The sequence below is a fragment of the Stenotrophomonas sp. 96582_Sma genome (genome assembly GCF_056480905.1).
The window spans coordinates 419337-436567 of the sequence record NZ_CM151122.1 but is presented as its reverse complement, the minus strand read 5'-3'; the positions used below and the strand labels follow the sequence as shown (position 1 = coordinate 436567).

Sequence of the window (17231 nt, the reverse complement as noted above, 5' to 3'; positions counted from 1 at the left end):
CCATGGAACGGCCGTTTCGTCAGACGCCGGCTGCAGCGCACCAAACGCCATGCGAGCCTGCGCGAACCCTCCCTGGAGACTCGTCATGCTGCTGCTCACCCTGCCCCTGCTGGCCGCCGGCCTCGCCGCCGCACCCGCGCCCTCCGATGACCTGCGCGAGCAGATCCGCCAAGCCGACACCCAGCTGTTCGCCGCCGCCTTCGAGGCCTGCGATGCCGACAAGGCCGCCGCGATGACCACCCAGGACATGGAGTTCTTCCATGACAAGGATGGCAAGTCGGCCAGCAGCCGCGAAGACTTCCGCCGCAGCGTGGCCAACATGTGCAGCAATGCGCGCAAGGGCGGCTGGAGCCTGCGCCGCGAGCGGGTGGAGCCTTCGCTGCAGGTGTTCCCGCTACACGACGAGCGGGCGCTGGAAATCGGCGACCACCGCTTCCATGAACGCGGCAAGGACGGCGTGGAGCGCTGGGTGGGCCAGGCCCGCTTCATCCAGGTCTGGCGTCGCGTGGACGGGCGCTGGTTGGCCGAGCGGGTGATCAGCTATGACCATCGGCCGGCGGACTGATCGCCGCGATGCGGTGGTTCACGGACCGGTTCTATACTGCCCAGGTCCATCACGACCTACCGCTGCAGATCGCCCCATGGCAGAGATCACCCCCAACCACCCCGAGTACGGCCTCAACCAGCAGATCCGCCAGGGCGTGGCCGCCCTGGACGCGCAGCATGGCCGTCCGTTCGACCAGACCAGCGAGCGTCTGACCGCCAGCCTGACCGTGCTCGCCCGCGAGCAGGGCCTGCAGCAGGTCGACCACGTGCTGGTCAGCAACGCCACGGCCAATCATCCGGCCGGGCACAACGTCTTCGTCGTGCAGGGCGACCCGGCCAATCCGGCGCACCTGCGCGCGATGATGCCGACGGCTGTGGCGGCGCAGACGCCGGTGGAGCAGTCGATGCAGAAGCTGGGGCTGGGTGGGCAGCCGCAGGTCGAGGTGCAGGCGCAGGAAATGCAGAATCCTGCGCACCGGATGGGGTAAGCACGCCGGCGCCGCTCAGAGCCGGCCATCACGTGACCAGGGCGTCCGCTGACCTGCAGCGCCCTACTTGAGATTCAGTCCAATCGGAAGCTATCCCGACCGGAGCCCCGCCTACCGCGAACTGCAGGGGCTGCTGGTCATATCTGCGCCAAACCACCCACAAACGACATGCCTTGACGCCAATGACACCGACTTGATATGCATTGCGGATCGATATCCCTGTATGCATTAATTGCGTCTATCGAAAATTGCGCAGGGGGCGTCGTGGGTATCAGGGACGAATTGCAGAAGGTGATGGAACTGCAGCCTCAATACAGTTCATTGCCGACAGCTGCCATGCAGGCTCGCGGCCAGATCATCAAGCATCAGCTACCCAAGCTGCTTAGCGAGAACGCCGAGCAACTTCGCCTTGCATCAGACATCGAGCCGGGGGATTTTTTACTCGTTGGGCGTGATGGGATCGGCAGAAAGTCCCAAGTTCCGTGGGTTCGTTTTGCATCCGAAGCACGCTCGCCCACCGCAACCGAGGGCTGGTATGTGGTTTGGCTGTTCCGCGAGGATGGCTCCGGCGTCTATCTAGCGGTCTCCCATGCCTCTACCGAGAAGATTGATGGCGATTTTATCAAGCGTTCCCCGGGCGAGACTCAGCGCCTAACCAGATGGGCCTTGGAGATACTTGAGAATGACATCACCGCGGATCCACGACTACTCAAATCCATGACTTTGGGCGGCGGCTCTCTGGCAAAGGCTTACGAAAGCACCACAGCTGTTTCGTATTTCTACGCCAAGGATCACGTTCCATCCGATGATCAATTGCGCGCCGACATGCTCACGATGGCGCGTCTACTGAAGAGCATCTATCGAGGTGAGCCGGCCCAGAAGCGTAGCGGCCAAACTTCACCGGATGTTATTGCAGTGGTCGAGGCGATCGAAGAGACCGCCTCGGGTCGCAAGAAGTCTGGACAGGGCTTTGGGCTCACGCAGCCTCAGCGCCGAGCAGTGGAGCTGCAAGCGATGGCACTTGCCAAGGAGCACTTCGGCAGCGCGGGATATGAAATCAAGGATACGAGTGCTACGGCCCCTTACGATCTGGAGATCAGAAAGGAAGGCCAGGTTCACTACATCGAGGTGAAGGGAACCACCGGCGGTTTGGGGGACATCGTGCTCACCAAGAACGAAGTGCAGCACCACCTAAAGCATCATCCGAACAACGGCCTGTTCGTCGTGCATGGTATCCAACTGCAGTCGCACGACGGAGTACCCATTTGCGCCGGAGGAACCGCACACATTCAGCAGCCGTGGCAAATCTCGGATGCGAACCTGCAAGCTCTCGCCTATCGATATCGTATTGCGTAGAACCCAATGAATCGGCCGCGCTTCTCTCAAGCGCGGCCGACTTTTGCTCGTTACAGCTGAATCCGCGCCACGCTCTCGTCGGCGCCCTTGTCATCCTTCTCGCCGTTCTTGATGCTCACGAACAACACGTTGTTCTTCGCATCCAGCGCCAGGCTGTTCGGGTGGGTCGGCACCTTGTAGGTCGCCACCTTCTGGTAGCTGTCACTGTTGTACGCGGTCACCGTACCGGCTTCGCGGTTGGTCACGTACAGGCGCTTGCGCGGTGCATCCAGCAGGATGCCCAGCGGGCCGGCATCGGTCGGGATGCTGGCCAGTTCCTTGCCGTTGCTGCGGTCAAGCACCAGCACGCGCTGGCCCGGATGCTTGCTGACCAGGCCGCTGCTCTTGGCCTGGTAGCCACGCAGGAATTCCGAGCCCTGGTCGGTCACGAACAGGCGCTTGCCGGCCGGGTCCAGCGCGATGTTCATCGGCTGCTCGGCGGCGATCCTGTGCTGCGCCACCACCTTGTTCGAATCGGTACCCACCACCACCAGATCGGCCAGCAGGTTGCTGGTGTAGACGCGCTTGTTGGCCGCATCCAGCGCCAGACCCGGCGCCTTGGCATTGCCCAAACCGTCGATGGTGTTGATCACCTTCAGCGTGTTCGTATCGATCACGAACAGCACGCTGCTCACATCCGGCTGGCTGCTGTGGCCGGTCACGTACAGGCGGTTGGCGGCGCTGTCGACCACCAGCTCGCGCAGGTCGTGGGTGTAAGCAGCCTTGCCGTCCTTGCCGGTCTTCTTCTCCATCAGCTGGATGGTGCCGACGGCCTTGTTCTGTGCGGTGTCGACCACGGTCACCGACAGGTCCACGGTGTTGCCCACGTACAGGCGGTTGTGGGCGTCATCCAGCACCACGCCGAACGCCTTGCGCTCCAGCGGGATGCGGGTTTCCACGGCCAACGTGGCCGGGTTCAGGCGCAGCACCTGTGCCGGGCCGGCGTCATCGCCGAAGCCGCCGGACGAGGCCACGAACACGGCGTTCTGCTTCGGGCTGTAGGCCAGCTCGTACAGGCCCTTGGCCACGGCCTGGCGCTGCACGGCGGCGGTGGCACTGGCGGCGGGAGCGTTGTCGGCGAAGGCCGAGGGCGCGCCGAGGCTGAGCGAAACGGCAACGGCCAGGGCGGCCGAGCGGAAGAGAGGATTACGGAACATGCGAGCGTCCTTGAATGGGCACGGGAGGGTGTCCTGGCTCGCTGGGCCGTACTGCGACGGCCCGCCCCGCATCTGTCTGCGCAGGGTGGGCTGGCTGGGGTTGCGGGGGAATGGTAGCAGGTGGGGGGCGTGGCGTGCGTCTGCCTGAGCGTGGCAGACGTTCGACCTTGGAACCGCGTCCGCCGGCTATGCCATCCGTGGGCCGTGGCTCTGTTGCAGTTGCTGCTCTTCCTGCAGGCGCTGCACATCGCGCTGCGGCGGGTTCTGCTGCAACTGAGCGACCCGTTCGAACGAGGCCTCCACCGGTGCCTGCGCTGCAACCTCCGCGGGCATGCTGGCGCGCTGGTGTGCCGGGTCACTGCGGTCCCCCTGCACGATGAACAGCTTCGGTGCGGTATCACCGCGCTGCTCGCCCAGCACCACTTCGTCCACGCGCGAGAACTGCTGCTCCTTCGACAGCGCGAGCAGGCTGGCACTGACATTGCCGTTGCGTGCACCGAAAGCGCCGAGGTCGGCCACCTGCTGGTGGATCTGGTTGAGGCGGGCATGATCGTCGTGCGCCGGGTCTGCGGGCGTGCCGCTTGCCGCGAGTGCACTGTTGCCGCGCCACTGCTCGCCGTTCTCGGTGAACATCCACTCGCGGAACGTCTGCTTCGGCATCGGGTTCCACTGCACCCTGTCCAGCTCGCTGCCCTTCACCTGCTGCGGGATGGCGTTGACCGCGCGGATGTTGTCCAGGACCTTGGTGGCGCCCTCGTAGTTGGTGATCTCCCCGGCCAGCCCGACCGGTCGCAGGCCTGCGTGGTTCAGGGCACCCCATGCGAAATCGGTGCAGGCGTTGGCGAAGAAGTCGTAGTTCATGTCGAAGCCGTGCTTCTTCGGGTCCGCCGAGAACTCGAGGATGCGGTCGTACTGCTCCTTGCTGATCTCGATCGTGCGCTCGAAGCGGGGCTTGTCGTAGACCGACACGTCCATGTCATCGACTTTGCCCCTGTTCGGCTCGTCCTTGGTGCCTGCGTGGGTGAAACCAATGCTCTCCGGCAAGGGTTCACCCGAACGGCGCAGCGACAGGAACATGTGCCCCGCGAACGAAGGCTCCAGCAGGAACCTGTTTCCCTCGGCATCACGGCCGTAGCGCGGCGTGCCGGGGGCCGCCAGATGGATGGTTACGCTGTAGCGTTCGGCTTCGTCCTTGTGCATGTCTACTTTCCTAGTGATTGGTAGCCAATGATCAATTCTGCTTTCAGGCCATCCAGCGGGGGTCGATCCTCCACAAGGTCGACCAGCAGAACGTAGCGCCCGGGTGCAATGCCTCCGACCTGCGCCAGCTGCAGCGTGCGATAGAGCACGTCTTCAGAGTACAACCCGGCCTCGGCCAAGCTGTTGATGTCCACACTCCCCGTCGTCAGGTCTGTGACCACGCCATCATCGGCGATCTTCTGCGAGTCGCGTCCATCGCGGGTACGCTGCCAGAGCTGTACATGACGAGCCGAGCTGCCATCAATCCGCTCCAGGCGCAGCCGCGCTGGCAAACGTCCGAGAGTGATCTTCTCCGAAGCATCCAGCAGCCGCCGCGCGTCGGTATCCTGCAGCCGCAACCCGATGTTCAGAATCGGAATGGCCGGCTTCTGGGGTGCCGGCAAATCAAACGTGACCTCGGCAATCCGACCGGCCTTCTGCAACTGCACGGCCCGCGTGATCGGCACAACCGTGCGGGACTCGGCCTGTGCGCGCGTCAGCAGGGGCGGCGCAACCTCAGGCGCTGGTGACGCACGGCATGCCGCCAGCGCGCCCAGCACCGCCAGTACCACCGCCCCCCGCCGCTGTGGCCGCGTCATTGCTCCTTCAACCGCAGCGAATCGGCCACATCCGTCTTGGCCGCCACTTCAGTGGCGATGCTGGCGCGGCGGTGCCCGGGGTCGTTGCGGTCGCCCTGCACGATGAAGATGCTCTCTGCCGCATGGCTGCTCTTGGTCGGCTGGCTGAGCAGCACGTGGTCCACGCGCGAGAGATTGTTCTGCTTGGCCAGCACCAGCAGGCTGGCGCTGATGCGCTGGCTGGCCGCATCGAACGGGCGGCCATGCGCGGCATCCAGTTCGGCCACTTTCTGGATCAGCTGCGAGAACAGGCGATGGTCGGGATGAGAAGGGTCCAGCAGCGTGCCGGCCACTTCAATCGGCGTCGGCGGCGGCGCATCGCTGGCACGGTCGCCCTGGCGATGATGTTCGGCCTCGCGCTCGGGCATCGCATGGTGGGTTTCGGCATTCAGATCGCTGCCCGGGAACGGCGCAGCAATGCACTGGATTTCCGGCAGGTTGAACAGCACTGCGAACTCGCCCAGGTTGCTGCCGCCATCCAGCGGCGCCGGCAGCGGATGCAGCCCGGCGTAGTGCAGCGCCGCCCAGACGAAATCGCTGCAGCGGTTGATGGTGGCCGGGCGATCAACATCGAATTCGAACTCGGCCGGTTCCTCGGCGAAGTCACGCAGGCAACCGTAATGCTCCTCGGTGATTTCCAGGGTGCGGCTGTAGTACGGGTCCAGATGCTCGTCGGCATCGTCGAGGCGCACCTGCGCGTACTGCACGCCGGTGCGGGTTTCGCCCGGCGCCTGGCGCGGCGGTGCGAAGCCGTAGCTGTGGGCCTCGTCGCCTGCCGCCACCTGCAGGTACATGTGGCCGCGCGGCGAGATTCCCCCACTTTTCAATGGGGTGCCGGGCGCGGCCAGATAAAGAGTTGCCGTGTAGCGTGTTGCCTGCTCCATGCCTGTTCAGCCTTGATGGGTGCTGCGGTCCTGGCTGGATGATGGCATAGGTGGGATGGGGGGCAGGTGGAGGACAAAGCTAAGGCCACGGCTGGCTTGCTGAATGTGTGAACCAGCCAGCAATCCCAAGGGGAAGAAGCTGACTCCTTCGCTACTTGGGCCTGCGCAGGTAGGCAATCAGCAGTTCGGGGTGATACGGATCAAGCTGCGTCAGAGGCGAATGCAGTTGCACTTCAACCCGGTAACGGCCCGGCGACGGATTGCGCGCCCATGCGAAGGCCAGCTGTGCATAGGTGTCGCCGGGTCGTTCCAGCCCAGCATTCTGCAGCGCCAGTACGTCAGCATCGTCCAGCCACGCGCTTGTTACTCGACCATCGGCGGGGATGGGAATCGTCCTGGCAGGTTCCCCAATGATCGATTCCAGCCGGAGCAACGGCACGTCCTTCCATCCACTCGATTCCAGGCGCTGCATGGAAACCTTCGCCTGGAACCCGGACGCCCGAACATCGGCCAGTGCCCCAAACGCCGTGGTGTTATCCGTGCGGTCAACGCGAATGCCGATCATGAGCGTTGGAGAGGAATTTTTTCTGGGAGCAGCCACATCGAACTCGACCGTCAATGGTGCATCCATTGAGGTAGTCGGCATGGCCCGCACAAGCGGCACCAGATCCGGACGATGGGCCTCTGCTATCGAGCCTGCGTCGCGAGCCGCATCGGGCCGGCACGCGGTAGCCAGAAGAACGAGTAGTCCCGCGAGCATGCATATCCGGCGCTTTCCATGTGGCGTCATCTTCAGTCCTCCGTGCAGGTCGCCAGTGCAGCGCGTGCCTTGCTCATCACATGCTCGCCGCACGAATCTGGATGTCGTGCTGCACCCGCTGATCTTCCAGCTGCTGGTCCATCTGATTGGCAAGCGCACGCTGATGCGCTTCACGGCTGACAGAGTCGAACTGCTGCAGTGACTCCTCCACCGGTGTCTGCGCCGCCAGCTCGGTCGGCATCGCAGCGCGCTGATGTGCCGGATTGCTTGGCTCACCCTGTACCACGAACAGCGTGTGCCCGGCCGGATGTTCACTCGTAGCGTTGCTCACCAGCACATGGTCCACCCGTTCCAGGTCGTTGTCCTTGGCCAGTACCAGAAGGCTGGCTGTCATGCGTTCGCTGACTTCATCGAAGCTTCGGCCGTGCTTGGCGTCCAGCGCTTCCACGCCCTCACGGATCTGCTGATATAGCGCGTGATCGGGGTGGCCGGGCTGCGTGGGGTCCTGCAGCGCCCGGTTCGGGCCCGATGCCTCATCCGGTGCGGGCGCGGCCGGTTCAGGGCCTGGCGCTGTCGTGGGCTCGGCAGGAACAGTGATAGCCGCAGTGACGGGCTGGAGGTCATACAACGGAGCCGGTTCGGGCTCTGGCACGTGTTGTGCCGCTTCCTGCTCCAAAGGCCATGGATCGCACGCAGGCTCAGCAGGCAGTGGCTCCTTGAAGGGCACCGGTTCCACCTCCTGCACTGCCATGTCCTGCTTTGGAGTGGGGGCAACCGCAGGCACCGGTGCCATCCGCTCCGGCTCCAATGCCTGCTCTGTGCGCTGCGTGGGCACCGTCTGCGTTGCCGCTGCCAGAGGCGCGGCAGAGTGTGGCGTCGCGCGCTCGTATTCGGTTGGGTGTGCCTGCATCGGCCCAGCGGGCTCCGGCGTCTGTGAAGCGGTACGGCTTTCGGTGGGCGCCTCGCTGTTTGGATGGGGCTGAGGTTGCGGCTCCGCCTCACGCCGCGGCGGATCGCGCTGCTCGGCGTGCCGTTGAGGCGCGGGCTTGTCCTGTGGCGCGGGCGTAGGTGGTGGTGCGACCGCTACCGCTGGCGTGACCGCTACCGCCGCAGGCGCAATGGGCTGCGCAGTCGCAGGCTCTTCAGGCCGCACTTCCACATTCCCGCCCTGCTCAGATGGCTTGTCGCCATGTGCCACCTGCGCGGCCGCTCGTGCAGCCTGACCTGCATCCACCTGCGCAGCCCCCTGTCGATTGGCCTCCTGCAGTGCCTGCCGGTAAGCCTCCTGCTCACCCGCCGACAGCGCGGCAATGCGCAGCTCGGGTGAGTCCGGCACCGGCGCCTGCTCATTGGCAAGCGCCCGCACCTCATTCCATGCGGCCTGCAGCTCCTGCGTACTGGTGGTCGCGACGGCGCGTGCAACGCCATCCTGGCCTACCTGGTAATGGGTGATGGGTCGGGAGGCGCCAGCGTTGCCCTCGGCTGCAGGCCCCAGTTCCTGCAGCGTGGGGCCCGTAATGCCGTGCTGCTCGCGCGTGCGCGCCGTGGCCAGCGCAATCGCTTGCTCCCATGCCGGTGACAGCGCAACGCCCGCAGCGTAGTAGCTGTGACGCAGCTCGTTCTGGTTCACTTCGGCCGCAGAAGGCAACGGCCGCGCGTCCAACGCGGCAATGGTCTGGTTGAACTGATCGAGCGACGGCTGCTGGATGGTGCGGGTCAGCTCCAACTCCAGCGCCATGTTGCCCTGCGCGATCTGGCCAGCATGGCTCCATTGTCCTGCTTCGTCGCGCTGGTAGAGCTGGTTGTCCGAGCCCTGGATGGCGTCGGGCCTGGCACGGGCCTGCTCCACCGCTTCCGGCACCAGAGGCACGAAGTCGCTGGCGCGGGTAGCGGCGTAGGTCTCCAGGTAGCTGGCGGCAATGGCGGCCTTGCCATTGGCGATGTTGTTCTCGATGCGCTGCACCGCCTCACGATTCAACTCACTGGCCCGTTCGGGGCTGGCGGTCTGCGTCTCATACACACCCCGGTCGTTGGCACCGGACACGCCGATCTTGACCTGCCGCGTCCACTGTTCGGTCTGCGCATCGCGGTGCCAGTTGGGATTGTCCAGACGGCCCTCGCCGTCCTTCGCCGGGATGCTGAAAGGATTCTGCGGCGGCGGCGCCTTGCCCAGCGCCAGCTCTACCGCTTTTACATGGGCATATGCACCCAGCTCGCGGGCCTTCTCGTAACTGGCGCCCACACTGCGCTCAGCCGGATTGCCCAGGCCGTCGCCCGCGCTGTCCATGACCGCCTGGCGCTGCCAGTTGAGGCCATTGAACTGCCATGTAACATCGGCCTTGTCGGTCTGCCGGTAGACGGCGCGGTTGTCGAGCAGATCTGCGCCCCTGTCGAACGCCTTGCTCATCAGCAGCGCATCGCCCGCGACGATGGCCGCAGGGACGAAGCTGGAGGTGCCGATCACCGACGCCGTGGCCATGCCACCGATCCAGCCACCGCCGTTGCGCGCCAGGGCGTGGGTGAGCTCGGACTGAGCGGCGGTGCCGTTGCCTTCTTCCAGCAGCTGCGAGGTGCGGCGGGCGGTGATAACGGCGTCGGCGCCGGAGGCGAGCAGGCCGCCGGAGCGGATCAGTTGGCTGGTGGAGGCTTCGCCGAGGAGGAGATCCAATGTAACTCCGCCGCGTTGCCCGACCGGAGCACGAAGGCGTGACGCGGCCTCTTCGCCCAGTACGCGCTCCACGGTCAGAATGCTCGACTCAGAAAGAAGAGTCCGCCCTTCATGATGGGCATTGGAAATTGCGAGAGACAATCCGCTTCGTTGAAGCTCAAGATTTCTGCCTTTCGTCAATTTGCTTCCCGTCAGGTCGGCATGTTCAAGCAAAGCAACGATGCGCGACTCGGATTCCGTCACCAGCAGATAGCTGCGGTCTACCGGTCCGAAGCTGGCAAGCGAACCAATCTTCGATGCGTGTAGCTGAGCGTAACTCCGGTTGTCGAGGAAGAACGACTGCGTCACGGGCCGAATGTCATCAGCGCGCATGCCAAGCGGCGCGTTCGTATAAAGGTCTCCATTGACGAGGCCGACCGTCATGGTGTCGCGGAGGTCTTTGACCTGCGCTGCTACGCGCTGGAGTGCCGCTGGATCACCACGCAGCGCTTCCTGTCCGTCTCGGGAAAACTGCAACTGCCTCAGCTCAAAACCGATGCCGTCCTGATAGTCAGCTATCGGACCGCCACTATGCGGCGAGATACGCATTGCCTGCGCAAGCTCCCGATCAGCTGGCATGTAAAGGCGATTCTCAAAGGCATCTTTCTCAATGAGCTTTGCCTTGGCGAGCACCCTGAGCAGCGGATCATTCCTGAAGGTCTGCTGCTCGATTACATGGTGATCCTGCAGGATCGGACGATCAGCCGGCATATCAACACCTCATCCATGAAATCACATATCTGCTTCAGATATCGAATGCGTCCTTGAACCTAAGGCCGCGTGTTTCACCGTCACTTCCGATTCCCGCAGCCCGTATGGCATCTCGGAATATGCGGTCACAGTAGACAAGGTCACCAGAATATGGAGTGCGGAAGACGTGACTGTCCGCGATTACATCCCTCTTGAATGCCAAGCTTGCTCCGCCACGAAGGTCGTAGAACCTTCCGCCCGGATAGCCCTCATCAACGATGACCCGGAACTTCGACGCTTCCTCGTCGACGGCATCCAGTTCGCGAGCAACCTCGCACAGGTAGTACGTTGGGCCCTCTGTGCCGTCCGGAAGCACGTAGTCACACTCTACGAACTCAAAGGCAACGGGATCTATTTCGGTGAATGCCTTCTTGAGGCGCTCTGATACCAACCAGTAGCCACTCATTCCTCCTTCGAGGTCCTGCGGTGGATCCCCCAGCTTTGGATCGAGAACCAGGCGCGGTCTCTGCGCCAGATGAGGGAAACCGCCTTCTTCGGGGCGGATGATCAGCCTGGGAGGCGTCAGCAGTGCGTCCTCATTCTCGATCTCAACGCCATGCCCTCTTCCCCTTCGGGTCGTGTCAGGCATGAGCAGATAGAACTCGCCGGGCACAGGCTGATTAGGCTTTGACGAATCCATGCGCTTGTTCCTCCCAAATTTCGTGTTCCAGCCTGGAGACAGAGCGGCGCCCCGGGAAGGCGTTCGCCGCCAGCTATGTGAAGACCTCCAGTGTAGACCGTGAGCCCTCCCGGAGATCATAGCCCGCCGCTTGCGAGAAGGCAGACGATAACGGCAATTTTGACCATCAATGGTTTCTGAGGCAATTAGGAAATCTACGATTTCTCAGCGCGCGCACCATGCTCCGCATATTTGGAGCGCAGCCGTGCCCTCCTGTCGGCGCCGGGACCGACTCAGCAGTTCACCACATCTTCAAACCAGAGCCCGTTGGATCTCTTGGCAGTGACTATGCCGGCAGCTTCCACCGCATCTTTGAACGTTCGGTCGCAGAATACCCCGCCATGGAACGGCAATCTGAACACGTGAGCCGAACCCAGCACCTCGCGTTTGAACGCCAACCGGACATCCCCGGTCAGGCGGTAGTATTTCCCTGCCTTGTACTCATCGCTGATCACGATTTTGAGCTGGGAGGCTTCTTCATCCAAGGCGTCCAGCGTGCGGACCACGTCGCAAAGGAAGTAGGTTGGTCCCTTTGAACCGTCTTCCAGGCGATAGTCGGTATCAGCGAAAACGAACGCGTCAGGGTCAATCTCTTCCATGACCTGGCGCAAACGCTCGGAGACCAGCCAGTAGCCGCTCAACCCGCCTTCCAGGTCCTGTGGAGGGACACCCTGCCGCTCCCGATAGACCAAGCGCGGGGTTTCACGCAGTGGAGGGAAGCCACCGGCCTCGGGTAAGAGGATCAGCCTGGGAGTCGCAAGCAACGCGTCCTCGTTATCAAAAACCACCCCGTGACCCTCTCCTCCACGGGTAGCATCCGGTCGTAGCTTGAAGAACTCGCCCTTGCGCGGCTGGTAGGTGGAAGTTGATCCCATGCTTGTCATCTCACGCTGTGAATGTGAATCGAAGTCGCTCGTAAGCTGCTACGCGGACCTTCCACCGCACGAGGCAGTCCTGGTGTTCGGCAGCAACTACGACGTGGAGCCGGACGATGGGCAGCGGCTACAGCCGGGCGTGCCTGACTGAACCGTGCAGCTGTTCAACACGTCGCAACTGGCTTGCCATCAGTTGTCTGCTCCCTAAGGTCAGATCGCCGCAGCGTCCACGAAGGAGATGCCGCTATCCCGAGGATTCGTGGGGAGCCCCGCCACGCGAACTGCATCAACAAACTCGCGGCTCGCGATCACGAAGGTACTGAATGGAGTCAGGAAGACATGCGCATCTCGCACCACCTGAGAGCGAATGGCCAGACTCGCCCCGCCTGCAATCGAATAGAACTTTCCGTTGATGAAGTCCTCATCGATCTCGATATCCAGTCTTGAACGCTCCTCGTCTATCGCGTCCAGTTCACGCACCACGTCGCACAGGAAACGCCGTGGCATAGGCGTGCCATCGGCCAGGCGGACATCACATTCAACAAAGTCGAACGCCTGTGGATCCACGGATTTCATTACCCACCATAGCCGTTCCGAGACGAGCCAGTAGCCGCTGAAGCCGCCCTCCAGGTCACGTGGCTCAGGGCCCTTGAAAGCATCGAAGACGATGCGTGGCTTCTCGCGAAGCGCCGGGAAACCTCCGCTGTCCGGGCGCAGAATGATGCGCGGTGGATCGAGCAACACCGACAGGTTCTCAACCTCGGCGCCACGGAAAGGACGGCTGCTTTCCAGATCTGGTGAGAACAAGTAGAACTGGCCCGCTTGAGGGCCTTGGGTAGGGCTTTGCTTCATCACCTGCGTCCCTGGATTCCCTTCAATGACACCGCAGATGGAGCTTACCCTTCTTGGCATGGTCGTTTCGAGGCAGATGCGACTGGCTCACGGTTTCCGCTGATGCCACCCTGTGATGACCGAGAGGCAGATTCCGCCCTCCATCGCATCCTCTGAGATGAAGGCAGACCATTCTCCCTCCTCCACTGGAGGATGCCCATGACCAGAATCGACCCCACATGGCTGGAAGCCTTCGACAAGGAGCTCATCCACCTGTTCGCCATCGACCATAGCGATGCCGGCATGGATGAGTACCTGCTGGGCTGCTACGCAGACCTGCCGCCGCGTGAGGCGGCGTTGGCATTCGGCAGCGACTACGACCTGGAGCGCGACGATGTGCTGTGGCCACGGCCGGGCGCGCCTGTGTGATCCGCGCAGCAGTCCAGCACGCCGGCATTCAAGGCAGGCGATGCTAGGGGATGGCCGCTATGCTGGTAGCGCACCGGAATGGAAACCACGTATGCCCCGTTTGAATACCGCCCTGGCACTGAACCTCGTTCTGATGCTGCTGGGCGCCACACCTGCCATGGCCATGGCGGCAGACCTGCAGGTGTCCACCGAAGTGTTCGTAGAGGCCGGTGACAACCCCTCCTTCAAGCTGCTGCAGGCACCTGCCATTGAGTATTCAACGGCCCCTGCCACGCCGCCCGATACCTTCCTGCAGGCTCCCATGGCGGTGCTGCTGGTTGCTCAATTGGATGAGCTGGGCCACGTCTCCAACGTGATGGTGGCGCGGTCCAGCGGACTGCGGGAGATGGATCGTGCGGCCCTTACCGCAGTGGACCAATGGCGCTTTGATCCGGTCGTGGTTGAGGGCATCGCGCAGCATGCGCGGGTGCGGGTCCGTCTGACCTTCGCGCCCACGGCCGCGGCGCCGCCCGGCTGAACCGTCGGTCCAATCTGTCGCGATTGGCTCTAGGTCATCCCCTTGGCTGCGGGCGCTCCCGCGCTTGGGGCCAATAGCGCCAAGCCCTTCAAGAGCGTTGCGGCGCAATCGCTTGCCGGCTTAACACCGTGTGCGACAATGCCGAAAGCGTCAGGACTGGCAATCGCCGGTTCTGCGGTTTTCTTGGCATTTGGTTGCTGCACGGGTATCTCTTGGCGTGCCACCGGAAAAGGGTGGCGCGGGGTTCGAAAGCCCGTTCAGTAGCCTTATGTTTTGCGCTTGTCAGCCGGCGTCACCTTGCGTGGCGCCGGCTGGCAATCCGTTCGCGTTCCATGGCGGGCGGTGCGTGGGGGTCTTCGGACCCACCGGCTTGGTTACTGTCCGGCTTTCGAACCACGCATCGTCCGCCGCCTTTATCGGTGGCGCTGCTATCTGTCCTGTACGGAGCATTGCCATGAACACATCGGACTTCCGTTCCCTGCACGCGCAGTACGATCCGGACAACGCCGAACCCGAGCGCGAACCGTCCGTCGATCCCAACGCCTTCGTCGCCACGCTGCACCGCATCGGAACCGGTGCCGCGGCGGACGGCCAGCCTTGGCCGGAACGGCATCAACTGCCTGGGCGGTGCCTTCAGCTGGCGGATGCGGATTGTGCGTTGGCGGGGCTGCGCGTGGTGGCGGAGCTGATGCTGGCTGCGGAGCGCACGCGGCAGAACGGCGCGCCCGAGGAGTACCTGGGAGACCGGGTGATGGAAGGGTTGAAGATGGCGTGCGTGGCGTTGACTGCGCAGGCTATTGAGCGGCTGCAGGTGCGGGAGTAGCGCGCACTTCGCTACGCACATCGAATGCAATGTGCGGATCGTATGCACGGTCCGAAGCATTCGCCGCTGTCTGAGCCCTCCAGCCTCCAACACTGGCCTCACTATGCCGAGCCGGACTTTGCTTGCCCTGACGGCGGCAGCACTACTGGGATTGATCATTGGCGGGGCGTACGCGCCAGCCACCACAGTGAGTATTGAGAACTACCCAAGACTCACCGAGTCGGAGTTTGCCCTGTTTCGGGCCGACGCCGAGAGCTTTGCCGAAGCGTTGTCTTGTCAAGGCGTCACCATCGGAAAGCATGATCCCAGTAGACACTTCTTTGATATGAGCCTACGTGGCGATGCCATTCTGTTCGTGGACAACTCTGGACCAAGTCTTCTGATAGCCACCATGTCTACGGTCGCAGGCGATGCAATAGGGCTACAGCGCTGGAAAGATGGATGGGGCTCACCAGAGAGACGCAGGAGGAACTTGAGCGCACCTGAGAACAGCTGCCCTAGGCCTGCACCCCAGTAGACTCCCATCTGCACCCTGCCCCGGCAGCCAAACGCGTCAATCAATGACACAAGGAACCTGGTTCTGGATAGAATCCTGGGCACTTAGCTTCTGGGACAGGGATCTAGGATGGAACTCCCATTCGAGGTGGGCGCGCTCTACAACCGTCAAAAGCAGATCCACGGTGTATTTGGCGGACAACAGCAAGGCGGCATTTCGACACCCAAGGAGCATCCGCTAGTCATCGCGTTCACTGGCGAGGCCGGCGTGTCTCACGGCTACCACGACTTTTGGGACGACGACGAAGTCTTTCATTACTTCGGCGAGGGTCAAGTCGGAGACATGAAGTATGTGGCGGGCAACCGAGCGATCGGCGAGCACGTCAAAGATGGCAAGACGCTCGTAGTGTTTCAGATGATGGGCAAGGGGCGGCCCTACCGGTACCTTGGTAGGTTCATGTGCCAATCCTCCTATGTCCAACCTGGCATGCCAGATCGAGAAGGGCAGCTAAGGTCTGCGATCGTGTTCCGCTTGAGATCATTGGAAGCCTCGCTGGGCCTTGTGGCAAGTGAGAAGGACCAGGCTGAGATCGATGCCGCTGTCGATGACGTCGGCGCGACCAGCGCAAGACGCGAAACCGAAGTGCGGACAAAGCAACGCCTGTTCCGTGAGCGCCTTATCGGCGTAGAGAAGGGCTGTCGACTGACCGGCATTGAGGACCTGAGATTCCTTCGCGCGAGCCATATCAAGCCGTGGGCGGACAGCAGTCACGACGAGCGCGTTGACGGCGAGAACGGTCTTCTCCTCGCTCCGCATGCGGACCTGCTCTTTGATCGGGGATGGATTAGCTTCTCGTCGAGCGGTCGCTTGCTAGTTTCGAGCAGCCTACCGTTTGACGTCCAAGATCGGCTCGGTCTCAAGTTGGATGCATCGCTTCGACATGGAGTTTTCTCGCCGAAGCAACTTGGCTTCTTGGAATTCCACCGAGATGTTGTTTTTGATAGGGCCACCCCCAATAGCAGGGCTATCAGCCGGTAGAGATTTCGCCCACTTTTGGCGCCAGAGAATTTGCTTGAGGCCTGTGTTCTCGGGCGAGTTCCGCAGGGGTTTTCCTTGCCAATGCACTGTGGGGGCACTCCTCGATATAGAGGCGCCCCCACACTTCGATTTTTCTCCTTGCATCGGCCAGCGACAAGAACCAATGGTCGTTCAGGCACTCCTGCCGCAGTTTGCCGTTGGAGCTCCCCACCATCGCATTGTCCGTCGGCGTACGACGCCGGGAGAAATCCAGCTCCACGCAGTTCTCATAAGTCCAGCGGTCCATCACCTTACCGGCAAATTCACTGCCGTTGTCCACCTTGATCGCGTCCGGCCTGCCCCGTCCAGCGACCAGCCGCGCCACCGCTTCGGCCACATCGTCTGCACGCAACGAATGATCCACAACGATCTTCAGGAACTCGTGCGTGAAGTGATCCAGCACCGGTAACAACCGGAAGCGACGTCCATCGAACAACGCGTCACTGACAAAGTCCATGCCCCACAGGGTGTTGGGCGCTGTGGCCACCTTGATCGCTTGTGCCATTCCGACCATGCCTGGTACCGAGCCTGCCGACTGCACCCCTCGCCGCTTGCCTGGTGGCGTAGACGGCTGAGACCAGCACCCGTACTACGGCGAGGTCCGCTGCCGATAGTCGGCCATCAATGGAGCCAGACTGCGAAGCACGGCCTTCATGTGCGCTGCTGCCAGCGTGCTGTCCCCAATCAGCTGACGCATTAGCAAGGTGACCTCTAGAGCCGGATCACCCACAACCTCCGGTTCTTCCGCACTCAAAAGCGCATAACGGCATAGCTTTTTCATGTCCGGCGTAAGGCGCTTTCGTGCGCCCTGCAGTGCGCGACTGATCTGCGGCTGCGGGACACCGGTGAACGCTGAAACCTCCACTTGACTGTGTCCAAGCGCAATCATGCGAGCCCCCAGGGCCGCTGGAAGAGAGCGCATTAAGGGATGAAAGCTCTG

General features: G+C 62.6%; 17 protein-coding genes and 1 pseudogene. 7 read left to right on the top strand and 11 right to left on the bottom strand.

Going from position 1 to position 17231, the window contains the following annotated elements:
- Positions 1-85 precede the first annotated feature (85 nt).
- The 3 genes from ACZK2R_RS01985 (at position 86) to ACZK2R_RS01975 (ending at position 2390) form a co-directional block, all read left to right on the top strand.
- Positions 86-565 carry a YybH family protein gene (locus ACZK2R_RS01985; protein WP_005407862.1) on the top strand — a complete coding sequence of 160 codons (480 nt, stop codon included), beginning with the start codon at positions 86-88 and terminating at the stop codon, positions 563-565.
- 76 nt (positions 566-641) lie between these two features.
- Positions 642-1034: an XVIPCD domain-containing protein gene (locus ACZK2R_RS01980; RefSeq protein ID WP_180838291.1), complete on the top strand. Its 393-nt coding sequence runs from the start codon at positions 642-644 to the stop codon at positions 1032-1034.
- Positions 1035-1328: 294 nt separating this feature from the next.
- The gene (locus ACZK2R_RS01975) at positions 1329-2390 is read left to right on the top strand and encodes an MrcB family domain-containing protein (RefSeq protein WP_180838290.1); all 1062 of its coding nucleotides are present in this window, start codon (positions 1329-1331) and stop codon (positions 2388-2390) included.
- Positions 2391-2440: 50 nt separating this feature from the next.
- Here ACZK2R_RS01975 and ACZK2R_RS01970 read toward each other — a convergent pair whose 3' ends face one another.
- From ACZK2R_RS01970 to ACZK2R_RS01930, 9 genes are all read right to left on the bottom strand, one after another.
- The gene (locus ACZK2R_RS01970; RefSeq protein WP_180838289.1) at positions 2441-3586 is read right to left on the bottom strand and encodes a YncE family protein; all 1146 of its coding nucleotides are present in this window, start codon (positions 3584-3586) and stop codon (positions 2441-2443) included.
- Between the two features lie 186 nt (positions 3587-3772).
- A complete protein-coding gene (locus ACZK2R_RS01965; protein WP_180838288.1) occupies positions 3773-4786 on the bottom strand; it encodes an XVIPCD domain-containing protein in 1014 nt (337 codons plus the stop codon).
- A 2-nt stretch (positions 4787-4788) separates the two neighbouring features.
- The gene (locus ACZK2R_RS01960; RefSeq protein WP_180838287.1) at positions 4789-5424 is read right to left on the bottom strand and encodes a hypothetical protein; all 636 of its coding nucleotides are present in this window, start codon (positions 5422-5424) and stop codon (positions 4789-4791) included.
- Complete coding sequence (locus ACZK2R_RS01955; protein ID WP_180838286.1) at positions 5421-6347, bottom strand: XVIPCD domain-containing protein; 927 nt, start codon at positions 6345-6347, stop codon at positions 5421-5423. Before ACZK2R_RS01955 ends, ACZK2R_RS01960 begins: the two co-directional genes overlap by 4 nt.
- Before the next feature lie 151 nt (positions 6348-6498).
- Positions 6499-6966 (bottom strand): hypothetical protein, encoded by a 468-nt coding sequence (locus ACZK2R_RS01950; protein ID WP_180838285.1) that lies wholly within the window; start codon positions 6964-6966, stop codon positions 6499-6501.
- 217 nt (positions 6967-7183) lie between these two features.
- The gene (locus ACZK2R_RS01945) at positions 7184-10525 is read right to left on the bottom strand and encodes an XVIPCD domain-containing protein (protein ID WP_180838284.1); all 3342 of its coding nucleotides are present in this window, start codon (positions 10523-10525) and stop codon (positions 7184-7186) included.
- Between the two features lie 34 nt (positions 10526-10559).
- Positions 10560-11204, bottom strand: coding sequence for a DUF1629 domain-containing protein (locus tag ACZK2R_RS01940; RefSeq protein WP_049421156.1), 645 nt, complete (start codon positions 11202-11204; stop codon positions 10560-10562).
- A gap of 272 nt (positions 11205-11476) precedes the next feature.
- Complete coding sequence (locus ACZK2R_RS01935) at positions 11477-12118, bottom strand: DUF1629 domain-containing protein (protein WP_180838283.1); 642 nt, start codon at positions 12116-12118, stop codon at positions 11477-11479.
- A 210-nt stretch (positions 12119-12328) separates the two neighbouring features.
- Complete coding sequence (locus ACZK2R_RS01930) at positions 12329-12970, bottom strand: DUF1629 domain-containing protein (protein ID WP_180838282.1); 642 nt, start codon at positions 12968-12970, stop codon at positions 12329-12331.
- Between the two features lie 198 nt (positions 12971-13168).
- On the opposite strand from ACZK2R_RS01930, the gene ACZK2R_RS01925 reads away from it, so the two are divergent.
- The 4 genes from ACZK2R_RS01925 (at position 13169) to ACZK2R_RS01910 (ending at position 16252) form a co-directional block, all read left to right on the top strand.
- A complete protein-coding gene (locus ACZK2R_RS01925; protein WP_180838281.1) occupies positions 13169-13378 on the top strand; it encodes a hypothetical protein in 210 nt (69 codons plus the stop codon).
- A 91-nt stretch (positions 13379-13469) separates the two neighbouring features.
- A complete protein-coding gene (locus tag ACZK2R_RS01920; RefSeq protein WP_180838280.1) occupies positions 13470-13895 on the top strand; it encodes a TonB family protein in 426 nt (141 codons plus the stop codon).
- A gap of 454 nt (positions 13896-14349) precedes the next feature.
- Entirely contained in the window at positions 14350-14718 is a 369-nt protein-coding gene (locus ACZK2R_RS01915) for a hypothetical protein (RefSeq protein WP_014645738.1), read from the top strand.
- Between the two features lie 625 nt (positions 14719-15343).
- Positions 15344-16252: an HNH endonuclease gene (locus tag ACZK2R_RS01910; RefSeq protein ID WP_180838279.1), complete on the top strand. Its 909-nt coding sequence runs from the start codon at positions 15344-15346 to the stop codon at positions 16250-16252.
- Here ACZK2R_RS01910 and ACZK2R_RS01905 read toward each other — a convergent pair.
- Positions 16242-16775 (bottom strand): annotated as a pseudogene (locus ACZK2R_RS01905) (integrase core domain-containing protein); the annotation flags it as partial. The gene ACZK2R_RS01910 and the pseudogene ACZK2R_RS01905 sit on opposite strands and share 11 nt — an antisense overlap.
- Before the next feature lie 105 nt (positions 16776-16880).
- Positions 16881-17180: a helix-turn-helix domain-containing protein gene (locus ACZK2R_RS01900; protein WP_180838277.1), complete on the bottom strand. Its 300-nt coding sequence runs from the start codon at positions 17178-17180 to the stop codon at positions 16881-16883.
- Positions 17181-17231: the final 51 nt, after the last annotated feature.

What these genes read in the sequence shown, in the direction of transcription:
- ACZK2R_RS01985 (WP_005407862.1), top strand. Translation starts at nt 86, where the DNA reads ATGCTGCTGCTCACCCTGCCCCTGCTGGCCGCCGGCCTCGCCGCCGCA.
- ACZK2R_RS01980 (WP_180838291.1), top strand. Translation starts at nt 642, where the DNA reads ATGGCAGAGATCACCCCCAACCACCCCGAGTACGGCCTCAACCAGCAG.
- ACZK2R_RS01975 (WP_180838290.1), top strand. Translation starts at nt 1,329, where the DNA reads ATGGAACTGCAGCCTCAATACAGTTCATTGCCGACAGCTGCCATGCAG.
- ACZK2R_RS01970 (WP_180838289.1), bottom strand. Translation starts at nt 3,586, where the DNA reads ATGTTCCGTAATCCTCTCTTCCGCTCGGCCGCCCTGGCCGTTGCCGTT.
- ACZK2R_RS01965 (WP_180838288.1), bottom strand. Translation starts at nt 4,786, where the DNA reads ATGCACAAGGACGAAGCCGAACGCTACAGCGTAACCATCCATCTGGCG.
- ACZK2R_RS01960 (WP_180838287.1), bottom strand. Translation starts at nt 5,424, where the DNA reads ATGACGCGGCCACAGCGGCGGGGGGCGGTGGTACTGGCGGTGCTGGGC.
- ACZK2R_RS01955 (WP_180838286.1), bottom strand. Translation starts at nt 6,347, where the DNA reads ATGGAGCAGGCAACACGCTACACGGCAACTCTTTATCTGGCCGCGCCC.
- ACZK2R_RS01945 (WP_180838284.1), bottom strand. Translation starts at nt 10,525, where the DNA reads ATGCCGGCTGATCGTCCGATCCTGCAGGATCACCATGTAATCGAGCAG.
- ACZK2R_RS01940 (WP_049421156.1), bottom strand. Translation starts at nt 11,204, where the DNA reads ATGGATTCGTCAAAGCCTAATCAGCCTGTGCCCGGCGAGTTCTATCTG.
- ACZK2R_RS01935 (WP_180838283.1), bottom strand. Translation starts at nt 12,118, where the DNA reads ATGGGATCAACTTCCACCTACCAGCCGCGCAAGGGCGAGTTCTTCAAG.
- ACZK2R_RS01930 (WP_180838282.1), bottom strand. Translation starts at nt 12,970, where the DNA reads ATGAAGCAAAGCCCTACCCAAGGCCCTCAAGCGGGCCAGTTCTACTTG.
- ACZK2R_RS01925 (WP_180838281.1), top strand. Translation starts at nt 13,169, where the DNA reads ATGACCAGAATCGACCCCACATGGCTGGAAGCCTTCGACAAGGAGCTC.
- ACZK2R_RS01920 (WP_180838280.1), top strand. Translation starts at nt 13,470, where the DNA reads ATGCCCCGTTTGAATACCGCCCTGGCACTGAACCTCGTTCTGATGCTG.
- ACZK2R_RS01915 (WP_014645738.1), top strand. Translation starts at nt 14,350, where the DNA reads ATGAACACATCGGACTTCCGTTCCCTGCACGCGCAGTACGATCCGGAC.
- ACZK2R_RS01910 (WP_180838279.1), top strand. Translation starts at nt 15,344, where the DNA reads ATGGAACTCCCATTCGAGGTGGGCGCGCTCTACAACCGTCAAAAGCAG.
- ACZK2R_RS01900 (WP_180838277.1), bottom strand. Translation starts at nt 17,180, where the DNA reads ATGATTGCGCTTGGACACAGTCAAGTGGAGGTTTCAGCGTTCACCGGT.